This window comes from Nitrospirillum guanabarense, from assembly GCF_034653355.1.
Classification (GTDB): domain Bacteria; phylum Pseudomonadota; class Alphaproteobacteria; order Azospirillales; family Azospirillaceae; genus Nitrospirillum.
Window position 1 is genome coordinate 927,530 of sequence record NZ_JAYEER010000001.1, and the last position, 14,431, is coordinate 941,960.

Sequence of the window (14,431 nt, forward strand, 5' to 3'; positions counted from 1 at the left end):
AGGAAGCCATGGCCGATCTTGAGACCCCTGAAGACCCGTTGCCTGACGACGAAGCCGCCCGTCATCGCGAGAAGATGCGAAAGCGCAAGGTGGTGCAGGACGCCCGCGTTGCCCAGGCGACGCGGGAGAAGGGCCTGCTGATGGTCCACACGGGCCCCGGCAAGGGCAAGACCACGGCGGCGCTGGGCATGATGCTCCGCACCGCCGGTTATGGCCTGCGCGTGGGTTTCGTCCAGTTCGTGAAGGGCAACTGGGCGACGGGGGAGCAGACGGCGCTGAAGCGCTTTTCCGACCTGATCGACCATCATGTGATGGGCGAGGGCTTCACCTGGGACACCCAGGACAAGGAACGCGACATCGCGGCCGCCGTCCGCGCCTGGGATCTGGGGCGGCGGATGCTGGCCGATCCGCGGTATCATCTGGTGGTGCTGGATGAGATCAACATCGTGCTGCGCTATGGCTATCTGGACGTGGCGGCGGTGCTGGCCGGCCTGAACGCCCGCCTGTCCGACACGCACGTCCTGCTCACCGGCCGCAACGCCAAGGCGGAGGTCATCGAGGCCGCCGACCTGGTGACGGAGTTCCAGGCGGTGAAGCACCCCTTCCAGGCCGGCATCAAGGCACAGCGCGGGATCGACTTCTGATGGCGGACGGTATCGCCGGGGGCGCCCGCGCCCTCATGATCCAGGGCACCGGCTCCGATGTCGGCAAATCGCTGCTGGTGGCGGCGCTGGCCCGGGCCTACACCCGGCGCGGCCTGCGGGTGCGCCCGTTCAAGCCGCAGAACATGTCCAACAACGCCGCCGTGACGCCGGATGGCGGGGAGATCGGTCGCGCCCAGGCGCTGCAGGCCCGCGCCTGCGGCGTCCCGCCGTCAGTGGACATGAACCCGGTGCTGCTGAAGCCGCAGACGGACGTGGGGGCGCAGCTGGTGCTGCGTGGCCGGGTGCTGGGCAATGCCGAGGCGTCCGCCTACCAGCGCCGCAAAGGGGAACTGCTGCCGGCCGTGCTGGAAAGCTTCCATCGCCTGCGGGCCGATTGCGACCTGGTGGTGGTGGAAGGGGCGGGCAGCCCGGCGGAAACCAACCTGCGCGCCGGCGACATCGCCAACATGGGTTTCGCCCGCGCCGCCGGCGTGCCGGTGGTGCTGGCCGGCGACATCGACCGGGGCGGCGTCATCGCCAGCCTGGTGGGCACCCATCACGTGCTGGACGTGGAGGATCGCGCCCAGATCCGGGGCTTCCTCATCAACAAATTCCGCGGCGACGTCCGCCTGTTCGAAAAGGGCGTGACGGAGATCGAGGCCCGCACCCGTTGGCCCTGCTTCGGCGTCATGCCGCACCAGCCGGCGGCGGCGCGCCTGCCGGCCGAGGACGGCATGGACCTGGCGCACTGGGCGAAACGCACCTCCGGCGGGCCCTTGCGCATCGCCGTGCCCATGCTGTCGCGCATCGCGAATTTCGACGACCTCGACCCCCTGCGGCTGGAGCCGGGCGTGACGGTGGAGATGGTGCCGCCCGGGCGGCCCCTGCCCGGTGACGCCCAGGGCGTCATCCTACCGGGGTCCAAGGCCACGCTGGCGGACCTGGCCTTCTTCCGCGCGCAGGGGTGGGACGTCGACCTGGCCGGGCATGTGCGCCGGGGCGGCTGGGTGCTGGGCCTGTGCGGCGGCTATCAGATGCTGGGCCGCGTCGTGGCGGACCCCGACGGCATCGAGGGGCCGCCCGGCACCGCCGCCGGCCTGGGCTATCTGGATGTGGAAACCGTGCTGGCCCCGGCCAAGACCCTGCGGGCGGTGACGGGCCGCGACGCCGCCAGCGGGGCGGCCCTCACGGGCTATGAGATGCATTTGGGCGTGACCCAGGGGCCGGATCGCGCCCGGCCGCTGCTGCACCTGGACGCCGAGGGCGGTGGCATGGTGGCGGAAGGGGCGGTCAGCTTTGGTGGCCGCATCGCCGGCACCTATGTCCACGGCCTGTTCGGCCATGACGCCCAGCGGGCGGCTTGGCTGAAGCGGTGGAACGTGGCCCCGGGCCTGGACAGTTACGATGGTACGGTGGAGGCGGCGTTGAATGAGCTGGCCATGGCCGCCGAACGCCACCTGGACCTCGACGCGCTATGGGCCATCAGTCGATGACTGTTCCCGGCAAGCCGCGCCCCGACTTCGATGCGGACTTCCGGTCCCACTTTCGCGACCTGCTGGTCTGGCGCCGCGACGTGCGGCGTTTCCGCACCGACCCGCTGCCCGACGGTTTGCTGGAACGGCTGCTGGACCTCGCCTGCCTGGCCCCCTCCGTGGGGCTCAGCCAGCCCTGGCGCTTCGTCCGCGTGGATGACCCGGCCCGCCGCGACGCCGTGCGGGCGGAGTTCGAGCGCTGCAACGCCGAGGCGCTGGCCGCCCAGGTGCCGGACCGCGCCCGCCTCTACGCCAGCCTGAAGCTGGCCGGTTTGCGCGAGGCACCCTGCCACCTGGCGGTGTTCATCGACCCCGACCCCAGCCAGGGTGCCGGCCTGGGCCGCCGCACCATGCCGGAGACCCTGGCCTATTCCGCCGTGGCGGCCATCCAGACCCTGTGGCTGGCGGCCCGGGCGGAGGGTATCGGCCTGGGCTGGGTTTCCATCCTGCGGCCGGAGATGATGAACAGCCTGCTGGAGGTGCCGGCCGCGTGGCGCCTGGTGGGCTACCTCTGCATCGGTTATCCCGCCGAGCCGGACGATGTGCCCGAACTGGAACGCGCCCACTGGGAACACCGGCATCCGCTGTCGGATGTCTTGTTTCAAAGATGAGAGTTCCCTCAGGCGCCGGGCGCCGCCTTCCGGCGGCTTGGCTTATCCTCGGTTTCCAGTCCGCTGACGCTCCCCGGAAACCTCCGGCGGATGCGGTCGCATCCTTGTCGCCACGCGCCGGTCGCGTCCTAGCTTATCCAGGCGAACACCAGCGCCAGGGCCCACAGCAGGGCCAGGCTGCGGCGGTAGAGGCTGAGGGCGGCATCGATGTCGGTGGCGGTGGCGTCGGCCCGGCCGTCGCCCATCCAGTGGTCGTCCACCCGCACCTCGCCATAGGTGCGTGGCCCCGCCAGGCGCAGGCCCAGGGCGCCGGCCATGGCGGCCTCCGGCCAGCCGGCGTTGGGGCTGCGGTGATGGCGGGCGTCACGGCGCACGGCCGCGAGCGCCGCCTTGGCCTGGGCGCGACCGCGCGTCCAGGCCGCCAGCACCAGCAGCAGGGCCGTCAGGCGCGAGGCCGGCAGGTTCACCACATCGTCCAGCCGGGCGGCCGCCCAGCCATAGGCCTCATGGCGGGGGGTGCGATGGCCCACCATGCTGTCGGCGGTGTTGATGGCCTTGTACGCCAGCAATGCCGGCAGCCCCCCCACCGCCAGCCAGAAGGCCGGCGCCACCACCCCGTCGGAGAAGTTCTCCGCCAGGCTTTCGATGGCCGCACGGGCCACGCCCGCCTCATCCAACGTGGCGGGGTTGCGGCCAACGATGTGGGACACCGCCTCCCGGCCGCCCTCCAGCCCGCGTCGGCGCAAGGCCCGCGGCACGGCGGCGACGAAGCGGTGCAGGCTGCGCTGGGCCAGCAGGCCGCTGGCCACCAGCCCGGTGGCGACCGTGCCCCAGAACCCGCCCAGGCGGGCCAGCAGGGACTGCAGCGCGATGCCCACGGCCAGGGCCGCGCCCACCAACACCAACTCCGCCACGACGCCCATGGCCTTGCGCCGGGCGGTCGGCAGCGCCGCGTCGTTCCAGGCGCGGTCCAGCCGCCCGATCAGGGCGCCGATCCACACCACGGGATGGCGGATGCGGGCGTACAGGGCGTCGGGATAGCCCAGCAGGGCCTCCAGCGCCAGGGCGGCCAGGGCCAGCCAGGGCAGGGCTGGATAGAGGGGGGGAAGAACGTCATGGTGCGCCAGGTGGTGTGTTATGGCGGTTTAGCATGAAGACGAAGGACATGCCGCATGGCTGGTGACGAAACCCTTATCCAACATGGCGGCGACCTGACCCAGGCGGCGGCCCTGTTCCCCGATGCGCCCGGCCCCTGGGTTGATCTCAGCACCGGCATCAACCCCTGGCCCTATCCCTTGCCCATCATTCCGGCCGCCGCCTGGACGGCCCTGCCCACGCGTGGTGACCTGCGGGCGCTGCTGGCGGCGGCGGTCACGGCCTATGGCGCACCGGGGCCGGACAGCCTGGTAGCGGCGCCAGGATCGGAACTGCTGATCCAGACCCTGCCGCGCCTGCGCGCCGCCAGGGACGTGGCCATCGTCGGCCCCACCTATGGCGACCACGCCCGCGCGTGGACCGCCGCCGGCCATACCGTGCGCGCCGCGACGGCACCCGGGGACGCGATGGACGCCGCGGACGTGGTGGTGCTGTGCAATCCCAATAATCCCGATGGCCGCACCTGGGACGCGGCCGCACTATTGGACTGGGCGGCACGGCTGGCGGCGCGGGGCGGCTGGCTGGTGGTCGATGAGGCCTATGCCGACCTGGACCCCGCCCGCAGTCTCTGCCCCCACGCTGGCGCGCCGGGGCTGGTCATCCTTCGATCCTTCGGCAAGTTCTTCGGCCTGGGTGGCGTGCGCCTGGGTTTCGTCCTGGCGCCGCCGGCGCTGCTGAACGCGGTGCGCCTGGCCCTGGGGTCCTGGGCCGTCAGCGGCCCCGCCCTGGCGGTGGGGGCGGCGGCGCTGGCCGACCTGGAATGGCAGGCCGCCACGCGGCACCGGCTGGGCGCTGCGGCGGACGCGCTGGACGGTGTGCTGCGGGCCGGGGGCCTGCGCGTCATCGGCGGCACGGCGCTATATCGGCTGGTGGATGCCGGTGACGCCGCCGCCCTCTGGCGGCATCTGGCCCAGGCCGGCCTGTGGACGCGGCCCTTTCCGGAACATGCCGGCTGCCAGGCCTGGCTGCGCGTGGGCCTTGCGGCGGACGTGGGTGCGCTGGACCGCCTGGCGGCGGCGCTGGCGGCGTTCTGAAAGGTGCGTGTTCTACCGGTCGAACCAGTATGTGTCCGGCAGGGCGGCCGTCTCCGGCGACTGGACGGGGTTGGGGATGTCGATGCGCCCGCCGGTTGGGGTCAGGTCGTGATGTCGGCCCACCGCGCCTCGGCCACCACCACCAGGTCGGCGGGCGCCAGGGCCAGCTGCAGGCCCCGGCGCCCGCCGTTGACGATGATCTCCGCCAGCGCCTCCGCCGACCGGTCCAGGAAGGTGGGCAGCTTGCGGCGTTGGCCCAGGGGGCTGATGCCGCCCACGACATAGCCGCTGCTGCGCTCCGCCACCGCTTGCGGCGCCAGGTCCGATTTCTTGGCCTTGGCGGCGGCGGCCAGCGCCTTCAGATCCAGGCGCGCGCCGGCGGAGATGATGGCGCAGGCAAGTCCCCCGGCCCACCCTCCAGCTGGCAGACCAGGGTCTTGTAGACCAGGGCGGGGTCCAGACCCAGGGCCTCCGCCGCGGCCAGGCCGATGGCGGCGGCGTTGGGGTCGTAGTCGTACTCCAGCAGGCGATAGGCCACGCCCGCCGCCTCCACCGCGCGTACCGCCGGTGTTCCCTTGGTCGCCATGTCGCGTCCCCCTATGAACCGGGGTCAGCGTATCAAATCCCGGCACCGTCGATGAAATTGTAAATGTCGAAGGATGCCAGGCCCTTGGCGATGTCGGTCACGGCCTTTTGCGCCTGGGGCAGGCGTCCGCCCAGGGTGATGAAGCCGTGCACCATGTCCGGATAGACGGTGTGCAGCACCGGCACGCCACTGCCGGCCAGGCGCGCGGCATATTCCCGCCCCTCATCCTGCAGCACGTCCAGGCCGGCGGTCAGGATGACGGCGGGCGGCAGGCCGGCCAGGCTGTCGGCCAGCAGCGGCGACAGGCGCCAGTCGTTGCGGTCGGCGCCGTTCGCGTAATTGTCCACGTACCACAGGTACTGCTCCCGGCTCATGAGATAGCCATTGGCGCGGCGGTGGTGGGAGGGGCGGTCGGCGTTCAGGTCGGTGCAGGGATAGATCAGCACTTGGGTCTTCAGGTGCGGTTCGCCCCGTCCCGCGCCTTCAAGGCCAGCACGGCGGCCAGGTTGCCGCCGGCGCTGTCGCCGGCCACGCCGATGGCCAGGGGGTCGACGGCCAGCCGCTCCGCGCTGCCGGCCAGCCAGGTCAGGGCGGCCCAGGCGTCATCCAACGCGGCGGGGAAGGGATGTTCCGGCGCCAGGCGGTAATCCACCGCCACCACGGTGTGGCCGGAGGCGGCGGCCAGCTGGCGGCACAGGGTGTCGTGGCTTTCCAGATTGCCGATGGTCCAGCCGCCGCCGTGCAGGAACAGCAGCGCCGGCACCGGACGCCAGCCGAAGTTGGCACGGTAGATCCGCACCCGCAACGGGCCGGCCGGGCCGCCGATGATCTGGTCCATGACCGAGGCCAGGGCCGGCGGCTCCGGCGCCAGGGGGCGCCGGCTTTCCACATAGCCGGCGCGCAAGGCGTCCAGCGGCAGGTCGCGATGGCGGGGCGGCCCGATCTCCCGCAGCAGGTCGGCCAGGGCCGGCGTCACGTCATCCGGGACAAGAAAGCCTTCCTCGTCGGGTGGGGTGTGGGCGGAGCTGACGGCCATGACGTCCTCACGAGAATTACCGTGTCGGCCGCAGTATGGCGTCACGTATATACGGCAGTCAATGTGTTATAATTCATATATAACATTTTATAAATGTATTATCTGGGACGATGGGTCGCCAGGCCCAGGGCGTTCAGGATAAGCACCGCCAGCAGCCCGCCCACGAACAGTGTGATGCCGGTCCATGCCCAGCCGTGCCAGAAAAAGCCCCCGGCCGTGCCCGCCAGGGTGGACCCCATGTAATAGGCGAACAGGTAGAGGGAGGAGGCCTGGCCCCGGTGCCGGTGCGCGCGCAAACCGATCCAGCCGGACGCCACCGAGTGCACGCCAAAGAAGGCGAAGGTGAACAGGCCCAGGCCCAGCGCCAGCGTGTCCAACCGGGTGATGTCCATGATGCCCAGGCCGGCCAGCATCAGCACGGCTGATACCACCAGCACCCGCCCGGGGCCGAAGCGGCTGGACAGCCCGCCGAACAGGGGCGAACTGACGATGCCGAAAATATAGACCAGGAACAGCACGGCCACCGTGGCGGGCGGCAGGTTCAGGGGCGGCGCCTGCAGGCGGAAGCCCACGTAGTTGAACACGGTGACGAAGGCGCCCATGGCCAGGAAGCCGGTGGCGAACAGGGCGACCAACCCGCCGTCCGACAGGTGCAGGCGCCAGGCGGCGGCAAGTCCACTCCATAGGCCACCCTCGCGCTGGTGGAAATGGCGCGAGGGCGGCAGGGCGGCGGCCACGGCGGCGGCGGCCCCGATGCCCACGGCCCCCACCAGGCCCACGGCCACCCGCCAGTTGGACACGTCCGTGATCAGCACGGTCAGAATGCGGCCGCCCATGCCGCCCATGGCGGTGCCGCCGATATAAAGGCCCATGGTCAGGCCCGCCGATTTCGGATTCACCTCTTCCGCGACATAGGCCATGGCGACGGCGGGCAGGCCGCCCAGCGCCAGGCCCGCCAGGGCCCGCAGCGCCAGGAACAAGGGCCAGCTGGGCGCCAGCGCGCTGGCCAGGCCCAGACCCCCTGACAGCGCCAGCGAGGCCACCATGATGCCCTTGCGCCCCGAGCGGTCGGAAAGGGCGCCCGCCACCAGCAGGGCCACGGCCAGCGCCGCCGTGGTGACGGACAACGACAGGCTGGCCCCCGGTGGGCTGACGCCGTAGGCGCGTGCGAAGTCCGGCAACAGCGGCTGCACGCAATAAAGCGTGGCGAAGGTGGAAAATCCCGCCACGAACAGGATGGCCGTCACCCGGCGGTGGGCGGCGGTGCCGATCTCAAGGTACGGAAGATCTTTACCATTTGGGGCCACGGATACCGTCGGGGCGGGGGTGGCGGGTGGATCGCTGGGCATGCCGGAACCTTGGGGGCCAGGGGGAACGCGCCGCATGGCGGCACCTCTGCCAAGGTCTTGCCGCCACAAGCCTTTTTCGCAAGAAGGCGCTGTGGCTGGAAGGCCCGTCGTTGCATGGCACCAATCCTGCCAAAGGGATTCATACAAGAGTAGCCACCAACAAAAAGCGGAATGCATAGAATTTTATTCTTTAAGATTCTTTGGCGGATTTATAAGTAATTATGGTTAATGATCCCTTAATAACGAAATCTTTATAAGAAAATATGAGAGTAATATCCAAAAGCATATATTGCTCAGCTTGGCATGTGAACCAGTTAACCCAGAACAATCCGTCTTGGTCTTGTCTCGGGTGAGTTGGGGTTAAAAATGAAAAACACCATGTGCTTGAAGTCTAAATTATTGCGTTCACCATCCGGGCTGGTACTGACGCTGCTGGGGATCGCCCTCGCGTCCGGCGCGCAGGCCCAGTCGATGAACTACGGCTCGCTGGAAGATCTGTTTGGCGAGGCGGTGACGACCTCGGCGACGGGCAAGCCGCAGCGTGCCAGCGAGGCGCCGGCGCCCATGACCATCATCTCCGCCGAGGAGATTACCCGATCCGGCGCGCGCGACATCCCCAGCATCTTGAACCGCGTGGCTGGCGTGGACGTGCTGGCCTGGGGCGCGGAGGGCGCCGACGTCGGCGTGCGCGGCTACAACCAGGGCAGCAATGCCCGGCTGCTGGTCCTGGTCAACGGCCGACAGGTCTATCTCGACCACTACGGCATCACCGTCTGGGCGGCCATCCCCGTGCAGCTGGCCGAGATTTGCCAGATCGAGGTGGTGAAGGGGCCTGAGGTCGCGCTGTTCGGCTTCAACGCCGTTTCCGGCGTCGTCAACATCGTGACCTATAACCCCCTGTATGACGATGTCGGCACCGCCCAGGTGACGGTCGGCACCCAGGGGCAGAAGGAACTGAGCGCGGTCAAGAGCTTCAAGCTGGGCGACAAGGTCGGTTTCCGCCTGTCCGCCGGCGGCACCAACATCGATGAATACGACACATCATCCGACGTGCCGACCAAACAGCTGCGCAGCAACCAGGACGTCCGCCGCGCCGTCTCGCTGGATAGCTTGGCGCAGGTCCTTCCGAACGTCCAGGCTGGTTTTGAAGGAACCTGGAGCCGCGCCGACGTTTTCGAGGCCGGCGCGCTGCAGGGCCCCCACCAGGGCCAGTTCAACATCCATTCCCTGAAGGGCACGGTGAAGGCCGACACCGATTGGGGCCTGATCGAAACGACGGCCTACAACAACCACATGGACTTCACGATCCACACCTTGAGTGGCGGCAACGTCATCCAGTTCGGCTCGACCACGAACCTTACCGTGGTGCAGGCGCAGGATCTGCTGAAGCTGACGCCGTCGCTGACGACGCGTCTTGGCCTTGAATACCGCGACAACGCGATGGACTCGTATCCGGCGGAGGGCTCCGTCACGGGGTACCGGGTCGCCTCCGTGTCCAATATGTACGACTGGCAGATCGACGAGAACCTGAGCTTCACGGCGGCGGGCCGCTGGGATCACATGATGCTGTATCATGACGGCTTCCGGCCTTATCCCTTCACCAGCGCCGATTACAACGACCGAACCGTGGACACCTTCGCCTACAACGTGGGTCTGGTGTGGCGGCCGGTGGCCGGCGACACAGTGACGTTGACAGCCGCCCGGGGTATCCAATCCCCCAGCCTGATCGAGTTCAACAACAACGCCGTCACGACGCCGGCCCCCAAGGCCACGATGCAGACTGGCAATCCCTATACCAGGCCGGCGGTCGCCACCAATTATGAGCTGGACTATCAGCACGCCCTGGATTTCCTGGGTGGGACGATCAAGGCATCGGTGCTGTACCAGAAGACCTCGGACCTCACGACGATCTTCTCCGGCTTCCGGTACCCGGTGAACGGTTACACCGCTACCTTCACCGGTGACAATGTCGGCGACAGTTCGCAGTGGGGTACCGAACTGGAGCTGCGCGGCCACATCGACGCCCTGCGCTGGAGCGCCTCCTGGGTCTGGATGAACCCGGTCGACCATCTGACGTTCGCCCCGGGGTCGCAGACCTTGAACTTCCAGGAATCCACGCCCAAGAACACCGTCAAGGGCAACATCGGCTACGACTTCGGCCGGTGGACGACCGACCTGCTGCTGATCTGGCAGGCCGAGCATAAGGCCTATTTCCTGACCGCCGCAGGCCAGGGCCTGCACAAGGTCGATCCCGGCGTGACGGCTCAGGCGTCGGTTTCCTACAAGGTCAGCGACTCGTTCTCCCTCACGCTCGCCGGCAGCAACCTGCTGCACGACGAGACCCAGCTGACGGCTGGCCCCAAGGCCGAACGTCGCGTCTGGGGCACCGCCACGTACAAGTTCTAAGGGGGATGGACGAATGAACAAGAGCAAGAGGACCGCGATCATCGCGGGAATGAGCGTCCTGTGTGTCGGCTCGGCCGCCACGGGCATGACCTCGGCGGCGGAGATGGACGCCAAGCAGGTGACCATCGCGGCCAAGGCCCTGGGCTTCCTGACCACCAAGGCGCCCGCCGGGGCCAAGGTGGTGGTGACCGCCGGCGCCGCCCCGGTGGCGGCGGTGCAGGCGGCCCTGCCGGGTGCCGCCGTCGCCGCCGGTGACGCGGCCCCGGGCGCCTACGCCGTGTTCGTATCCTCCGCCGCGGAGGGCAAGAAGGCGCTGGCCAAGGGCACCGTCACCGTGGGCAACGACGTCGCCTGCGTCGACGCCGGCGGCTGCGTCATCGCCGTCGAGACCACGCCCAAGGTCACCATCTACGTCAGCAAGGCTGCGGCGTCGGCCGCCGGGGTCGAGTTCGACCCGAACTTCAAGATGATGGTCACCGAGAAGTAAGGACCCGGGCGGGTCCCGGGGTGGCGGGGTGGGCGGCTGGGTTGGGCCGTCCATCCCGGCGCCGCCTTGGGGGAATCCCGCCCGCGGGAATTCAAGAACAGCGGGCGCAAGCCCGGCCCAGGACTGGTGGGCGGAATTGGTGGAAGGATGAAGGCGATGCGGTTCGATGATCTTCCCATGGCGTTGAAGCTGTTCGCGGCCCCCGCCATCGGGCTGGTGGCCCTGGTGGCGATGGCCATCGCTTCCCACCAGGTGGTGGGCGGCATCACCGCCACCGCCAAGGATGTGGGCGAGGTCCGTTTCGAGGCCACCGCCGAGTTGCTGAGCGCGTCCAGCGAGCTGAACGGCGCCGCCAAGGACCTGTATTACGCCCTGGCGGCCGCCACCGCCGGCGGCGACGCGAAGGCCTCCGCCACCCTGCTGGACGGCGTGGTCCAGCGCATGGGCAAGGCGAAGGAGGCGGTGGAGCGCGCCAAGGACCGCCTGCCCGACGGCAAGACCAAGGCCGAGCTGGCCACCGTGGGCCAGGACATCGACAAGCTGGGCCAGCCGGTGGGCTTCGTGAAGGACATGCTGGGCATCGACGCCCAGTCGGCCGTGTCCTTCCTGGAGCCGCTGCGCGCCAGCCTGCAGGGCGTGCAGGACCGCCTCAGCGCCGCCGCCTCGCATGAGCGGACCACCGCCGCCACCGCGATCAAGGACATGGACGCCAGCGCCACCGCCACCCAGACCCTGTCCACCCTCATCGTGCTGGCGGTGGTGCTGGGCGTGGCCGCCATCGCCTTCGTCATCGTGCGGGCCCTGAAAAGCTCCATCGACCGCATCTCCGGCGCCACCGAGGCCCTGGCCGCCGGCGACACCGCCGTGAACATCGAGGCGCTGGCCCGCAAGGACGAGCTGGGCGCCATCGTCGGCGCGCTGGCGGTGTTCCGCGCCAACCTGGCCGACCGCGACCGCCTGACGGCCGAGCGGGCCGAGGCGGAGAAGCGGGCCGAGGCGGAGAAGCGCCAGGCGTCGCTGCGCATCGCCGACAGCCTGGAAAGCTCCGTCCACAGCCTGGTGGAGCGCCTGACCGCCGCCGTGCGGCAGCTGGCGGGCAACGCCCGGGGCCTCAGCGACCAGGCCCAGGTGGGGCAGGAGCGCACCAGCGTGGTCGACCGCGCCGTCAACGAGGCCAACGGCAACGTGCAGGCCGTGGCCAGCGCGGCGGAGGAACTGTCCGTCTCCTTCGGGGAGATCAGCGGCCAGGTCACCCGCGCCGCCACCATGGCCAGCAACGCCCGCGTGCGGGTGGAGGAAAGCACCCAGCAGATGGAGCGGCTGCAGAACCAGGGCGACCGCATCGGCTCCGTCGTGCGCCTGATCAGCGAGATCGCCAGCCAGACCAACCTGCTGGCGCTGAACGCCACCATCGAGGCGGCGCGGGCGGGGGAGGCGGGCAAGGGCTTCGCCGTCGTGGCCAGCGAGGTCAAGAGCCTGGCGACCCAGACCGCGAAGGCGACGGAGGAGATCGGCGGCCAGATCACCAGCATGCAGGGGGCCACCCGCGAGGCGGTCGCCGCCATCGCCGCCATCCAGCAGACGGTGAACGAGATCACCACCATCTCCTCCGCCATCGCCGCCGCCGTGGAACAGCAGGAGGCCGCGACCCGCGAGATCGCCCGCAACGTCCAGATGGCGTCCCAGGGCACGGCCGTCGTGGCGGAGAACGTGGCCGGCCTGCAGGCCATCGCCGACAGCACCCACCGCTCCAGCGACGAGGTCCTGTCCTCCTCCCAGGTCCTGGGGTCCGAAACCTCGGCCCTCAGCGCCAGCGTCTCGAAAGCCATCGCCTCCCTGCGCGCCGCCTGAGGCAAGAGCGCCCCGTCGGCGCAATTCGCTGGCGGGCGACCGGTAACGCCCTGTATTCCTGGATATCCCCGTCACCGGGGGGATCCTGGAATCACAGGGCGGAACCATGTGCGGCATCGCGGGGCTTTGGGTATTCGGGGGGCGGACGGCACCCGGCTGGCGCATCAGGCCGGCGTCATGATCGACCGCCTGGCCCATCGCGGACCCGATGATCGCGGCGTCTGGCAGGATGACGCCGCCGGCGTGGCGCTGGCCAACCGCCGCCTGGCCATCATCGACCTGTCACCCCTGGGCCATCAACCCATGACCTCGGCCGATGGCCGCGTCACCGTCGCCTTCAACGGCGAGATCTACAATTACCAGGATCTGCGCCAGCAGCTGGTGGGCGAGGGCGTGGCCTTCCGTGGCCAGTCCGATACCGAGGTGCTGGTGGAGGCCATATCCCGCTGGGGCGTCAATCGCGCGCTGGCCGCCTGCAACGGCATGTTCGGCCTGGCCATCTGGCTGGCGGATGAGCGCCGGCTGATGCTGGTGCGCGACCGGCTGGGGGAAAAGCCGCTCTACTGGTCGCTGGCCAACGGCGTGCTGCTGTTCGCCTCAGAACTCAAAGCCATCCGGGCCGAACTGGGCTACCGCGCCGTGCCGGACGAGGCGGCGCTGGCGGACTATTTCCGCCAAGGCTTCATCCCGGCGCCCCGCACGGCCTTCACCGGCATCCACCAGCTGCCGCCCGGCACCTGCATGGTGGTGTCGGCCGACGGCGGTTCCGAGACGCGGGCCTATTGGTCGGTCGCCGACGCCGCCCGCCGCGCCCTGGCCGCCCCTTTGACGCTGGAGGATCCGGAGATCCTGCGCCTGACCGGCGACCTGCTGACCGACGCGGTCCGCCGGCGCATGGTGTCGGACGTGCCGCTGGGCGTCTTCCTCTCCGGCGGCATCGACAGCGCCCTGGTGGCGGCCCTGATGCAGGGGCAGAGCGCGACGCCCATCCGCAGCTTCACCATCGGGTTCGAGCAGGCGGAGTTCGACGAGTCCGCCGCCGCCGAGGCCACGGCCAGGGCCCTGGGCACCGACCACACCACCCTGCGGGTGGATGCCGCCGACGCGGTGGACCTGGTGCCGCACCTGGCCAGCATGTATGACGAGCCCTTCGCCGACATCTCCGCCATTCCCACGGCCCTGCTGTGCCGCCTGGCGCGCCGCCACGTGACGGTGGCCCTGTCCGGCGATGGCGGGGATGAGGCCTTCGGCGGCTATTCGCGCCATCTATGGGCCGGCTCCATCAACGGCTGGCGGCGAAAGCCGGGCTGGCTGCGCCACGGCTTGGCCCGCCTGGACGCGGCCATACCCGACGCTTGGATCGATGGGACCGCCCATCTGCTGAAGCCGCATCTGCGCCAGCCGTCGGACAAGGTGGGCAAGTTCCTGGGCGCCGTCGCGGCGGCGGATGAGGACCAGGCCTACATCGCCATGCTGGGCATGAAGGCCGACGCCATCCTGCGTCCCGGCCTGACGCTGGGGGCGGCGGCACCCGTCGCCGTGCCGCCCCTCACGCCCTTGGGGGGGCCGACCCGACATTGCGCCTGCAACTGCGCGACCTGGCCCGCTACCTGCCCGACGGTGTGCTGGTGAAGGTCGACCGCGCCAGCATGGCCGCCGGCCTGGAGGCGCGCGCGCCCCTGCTGGACCCGCGCGTGGTGGAATGGGGCCTGCGCCTGCCGCTGAACCAGCGCCTGCGCG

At 69.8% G+C, this 14,431-nt stretch carries 12 protein-coding genes and 2 pseudogenes; 9 read left to right on the forward strand and 5 right to left on the reverse strand.

Annotation, left to right across the window (positions count from 1 at the left end):
* Nucleotides 1–8: 8 nt before the first annotated feature.
* Genes cobO through bluB form a run of 3 tightly spaced genes read left to right on the forward strand, consistent with a single transcriptional unit; the run spans nt 9 to nt 2,787 of the window.
* Entirely contained in the window at nt 9–644 is a 636-nt protein-coding gene (gene cobO / locus UAA55_RS03840; protein ID WP_322951341.1) for a cob(I)yrinic acid a,c-diamide adenosyltransferase, read from the forward strand.
* Complete coding sequence (locus tag UAA55_RS03845; protein WP_322951342.1) at nt 644–2,137, forward strand: cobyric acid synthase; 1,494 nt, start codon at nt 644–646, stop codon at nt 2,135–2,137. The genes cobO and UAA55_RS03845 overlap by 1 nt, the downstream gene beginning before the upstream one ends.
* A complete protein-coding gene (gene bluB, locus UAA55_RS03850; protein WP_322951343.1) occupies nt 2,134–2,787 on the forward strand; it encodes a 5,6-dimethylbenzimidazole synthase in 654 nt (217 codons plus the stop codon). The genes UAA55_RS03845 and bluB overlap by 4 nt, the downstream gene beginning before the upstream one ends.
* Nucleotides 2,788–2,915: 128 nt before the next feature.
* On the opposite strand, the gene cbiB is transcribed toward bluB, so the two are convergent.
* Complete coding sequence (gene cbiB / locus UAA55_RS03855) at nt 2,916–3,926, reverse strand: adenosylcobinamide-phosphate synthase CbiB (RefSeq protein WP_416235165.1); 1,011 nt, start codon at nt 3,924–3,926, stop codon at nt 2,916–2,918.
* A 33-nt stretch (nt 3,927–3,959) separates the two neighbouring features.
* Here cbiB and cobD point away from each other — a divergent pair, with 33 nt between their 5' ends.
* Nucleotides 3,960–4,976 carry a threonine-phosphate decarboxylase CobD gene (gene cobD, locus UAA55_RS03860; RefSeq protein ID WP_322951344.1) on the forward strand — a complete coding sequence of 339 codons (1,017 nt, stop codon included), beginning with the start codon at nt 3,960–3,962 and terminating at the stop codon, nt 4,974–4,976.
* A 101-nt stretch (nt 4,977–5,077) separates the two neighbouring features.
* On the opposite strand, the gene UAA55_RS03865 is transcribed toward cobD, so the two are convergent.
* The 4 genes and pseudogenes from UAA55_RS03865 to UAA55_RS03885 form a co-directional block, all read right to left on the reverse strand.
* Nucleotides 5,078–5,404 (reverse strand): YbaK/EbsC family protein, encoded by a 327-nt coding sequence (locus UAA55_RS03865; RefSeq protein WP_322951922.1) that lies wholly within the window; start codon nt 5,402–5,404, stop codon nt 5,078–5,080.
* On the reverse strand, nt 5,335–5,562 hold the full coding sequence (locus UAA55_RS03870) for a YbaK/EbsC family protein (protein WP_322951939.1): 228 nt from the start codon (nt 5,560–5,562) through the stop codon (nt 5,335–5,337). The genes UAA55_RS03865 and UAA55_RS03870 overlap by 70 nt, the downstream gene beginning before the upstream one ends.
* Before the next feature lie 32 nt (nt 5,563–5,594).
* Nucleotides 5,595–6,598, reverse strand: a pseudogene (locus UAA55_RS31160) (alpha/beta hydrolase).
* A gap of 98 nt (nt 6,599–6,696) precedes the next feature.
* Complete coding sequence (locus tag UAA55_RS03885; protein WP_322951347.1) at nt 6,697–7,947, reverse strand: MFS transporter; 1,251 nt, start codon at nt 7,945–7,947, stop codon at nt 6,697–6,699.
* 399 nt (nt 7,948–8,346) lie between these two features.
* Between UAA55_RS03885 and UAA55_RS03890 the strand changes: the two genes are divergently transcribed.
* The 5 genes and pseudogenes from UAA55_RS03890 to UAA55_RS03910 form a co-directional block, all read left to right on the forward strand.
* Nucleotides 8,347–10,353 (forward strand): TonB-dependent receptor plug domain-containing protein, encoded by a 2,007-nt coding sequence (locus UAA55_RS03890; protein WP_322951348.1) that lies wholly within the window; start codon nt 8,347–8,349, stop codon nt 10,351–10,353.
* 13 nt (nt 10,354–10,366) lie between these two features.
* The gene (locus UAA55_RS03895) at nt 10,367–10,840 is read left to right on the forward strand and encodes a hypothetical protein (RefSeq protein ID WP_322951349.1); all 474 of its coding nucleotides are present in this window, start codon (nt 10,367–10,369) and stop codon (nt 10,838–10,840) included.
* Between the two features lie 156 nt (nt 10,841–10,996).
* Nucleotides 10,997–12,691, forward strand: a complete 1,695-nt coding sequence (locus UAA55_RS03900; protein WP_322950843.1) for a methyl-accepting chemotaxis protein — start codon at nt 10,997–10,999, stop codon at nt 12,689–12,691.
* 108 nt (nt 12,692–12,799) lie between these two features.
* Nucleotides 12,800–14,323 (forward strand): asparagine synthase (glutamine-hydrolyzing), encoded by a 1,524-nt coding sequence (gene asnB / locus UAA55_RS03905; protein ID WP_322951350.1) that lies wholly within the window; start codon nt 12,800–12,802, stop codon nt 14,321–14,323.
* Nucleotides 14,269–14,412: pseudogene (locus UAA55_RS03910) on the forward strand (asparagine synthase-related protein); the annotation flags it as partial. The gene asnB and the pseudogene UAA55_RS03910, both read left to right, overlap by 55 nt.
* Nucleotides 14,413–14,431 lie beyond the last annotated feature (19 nt).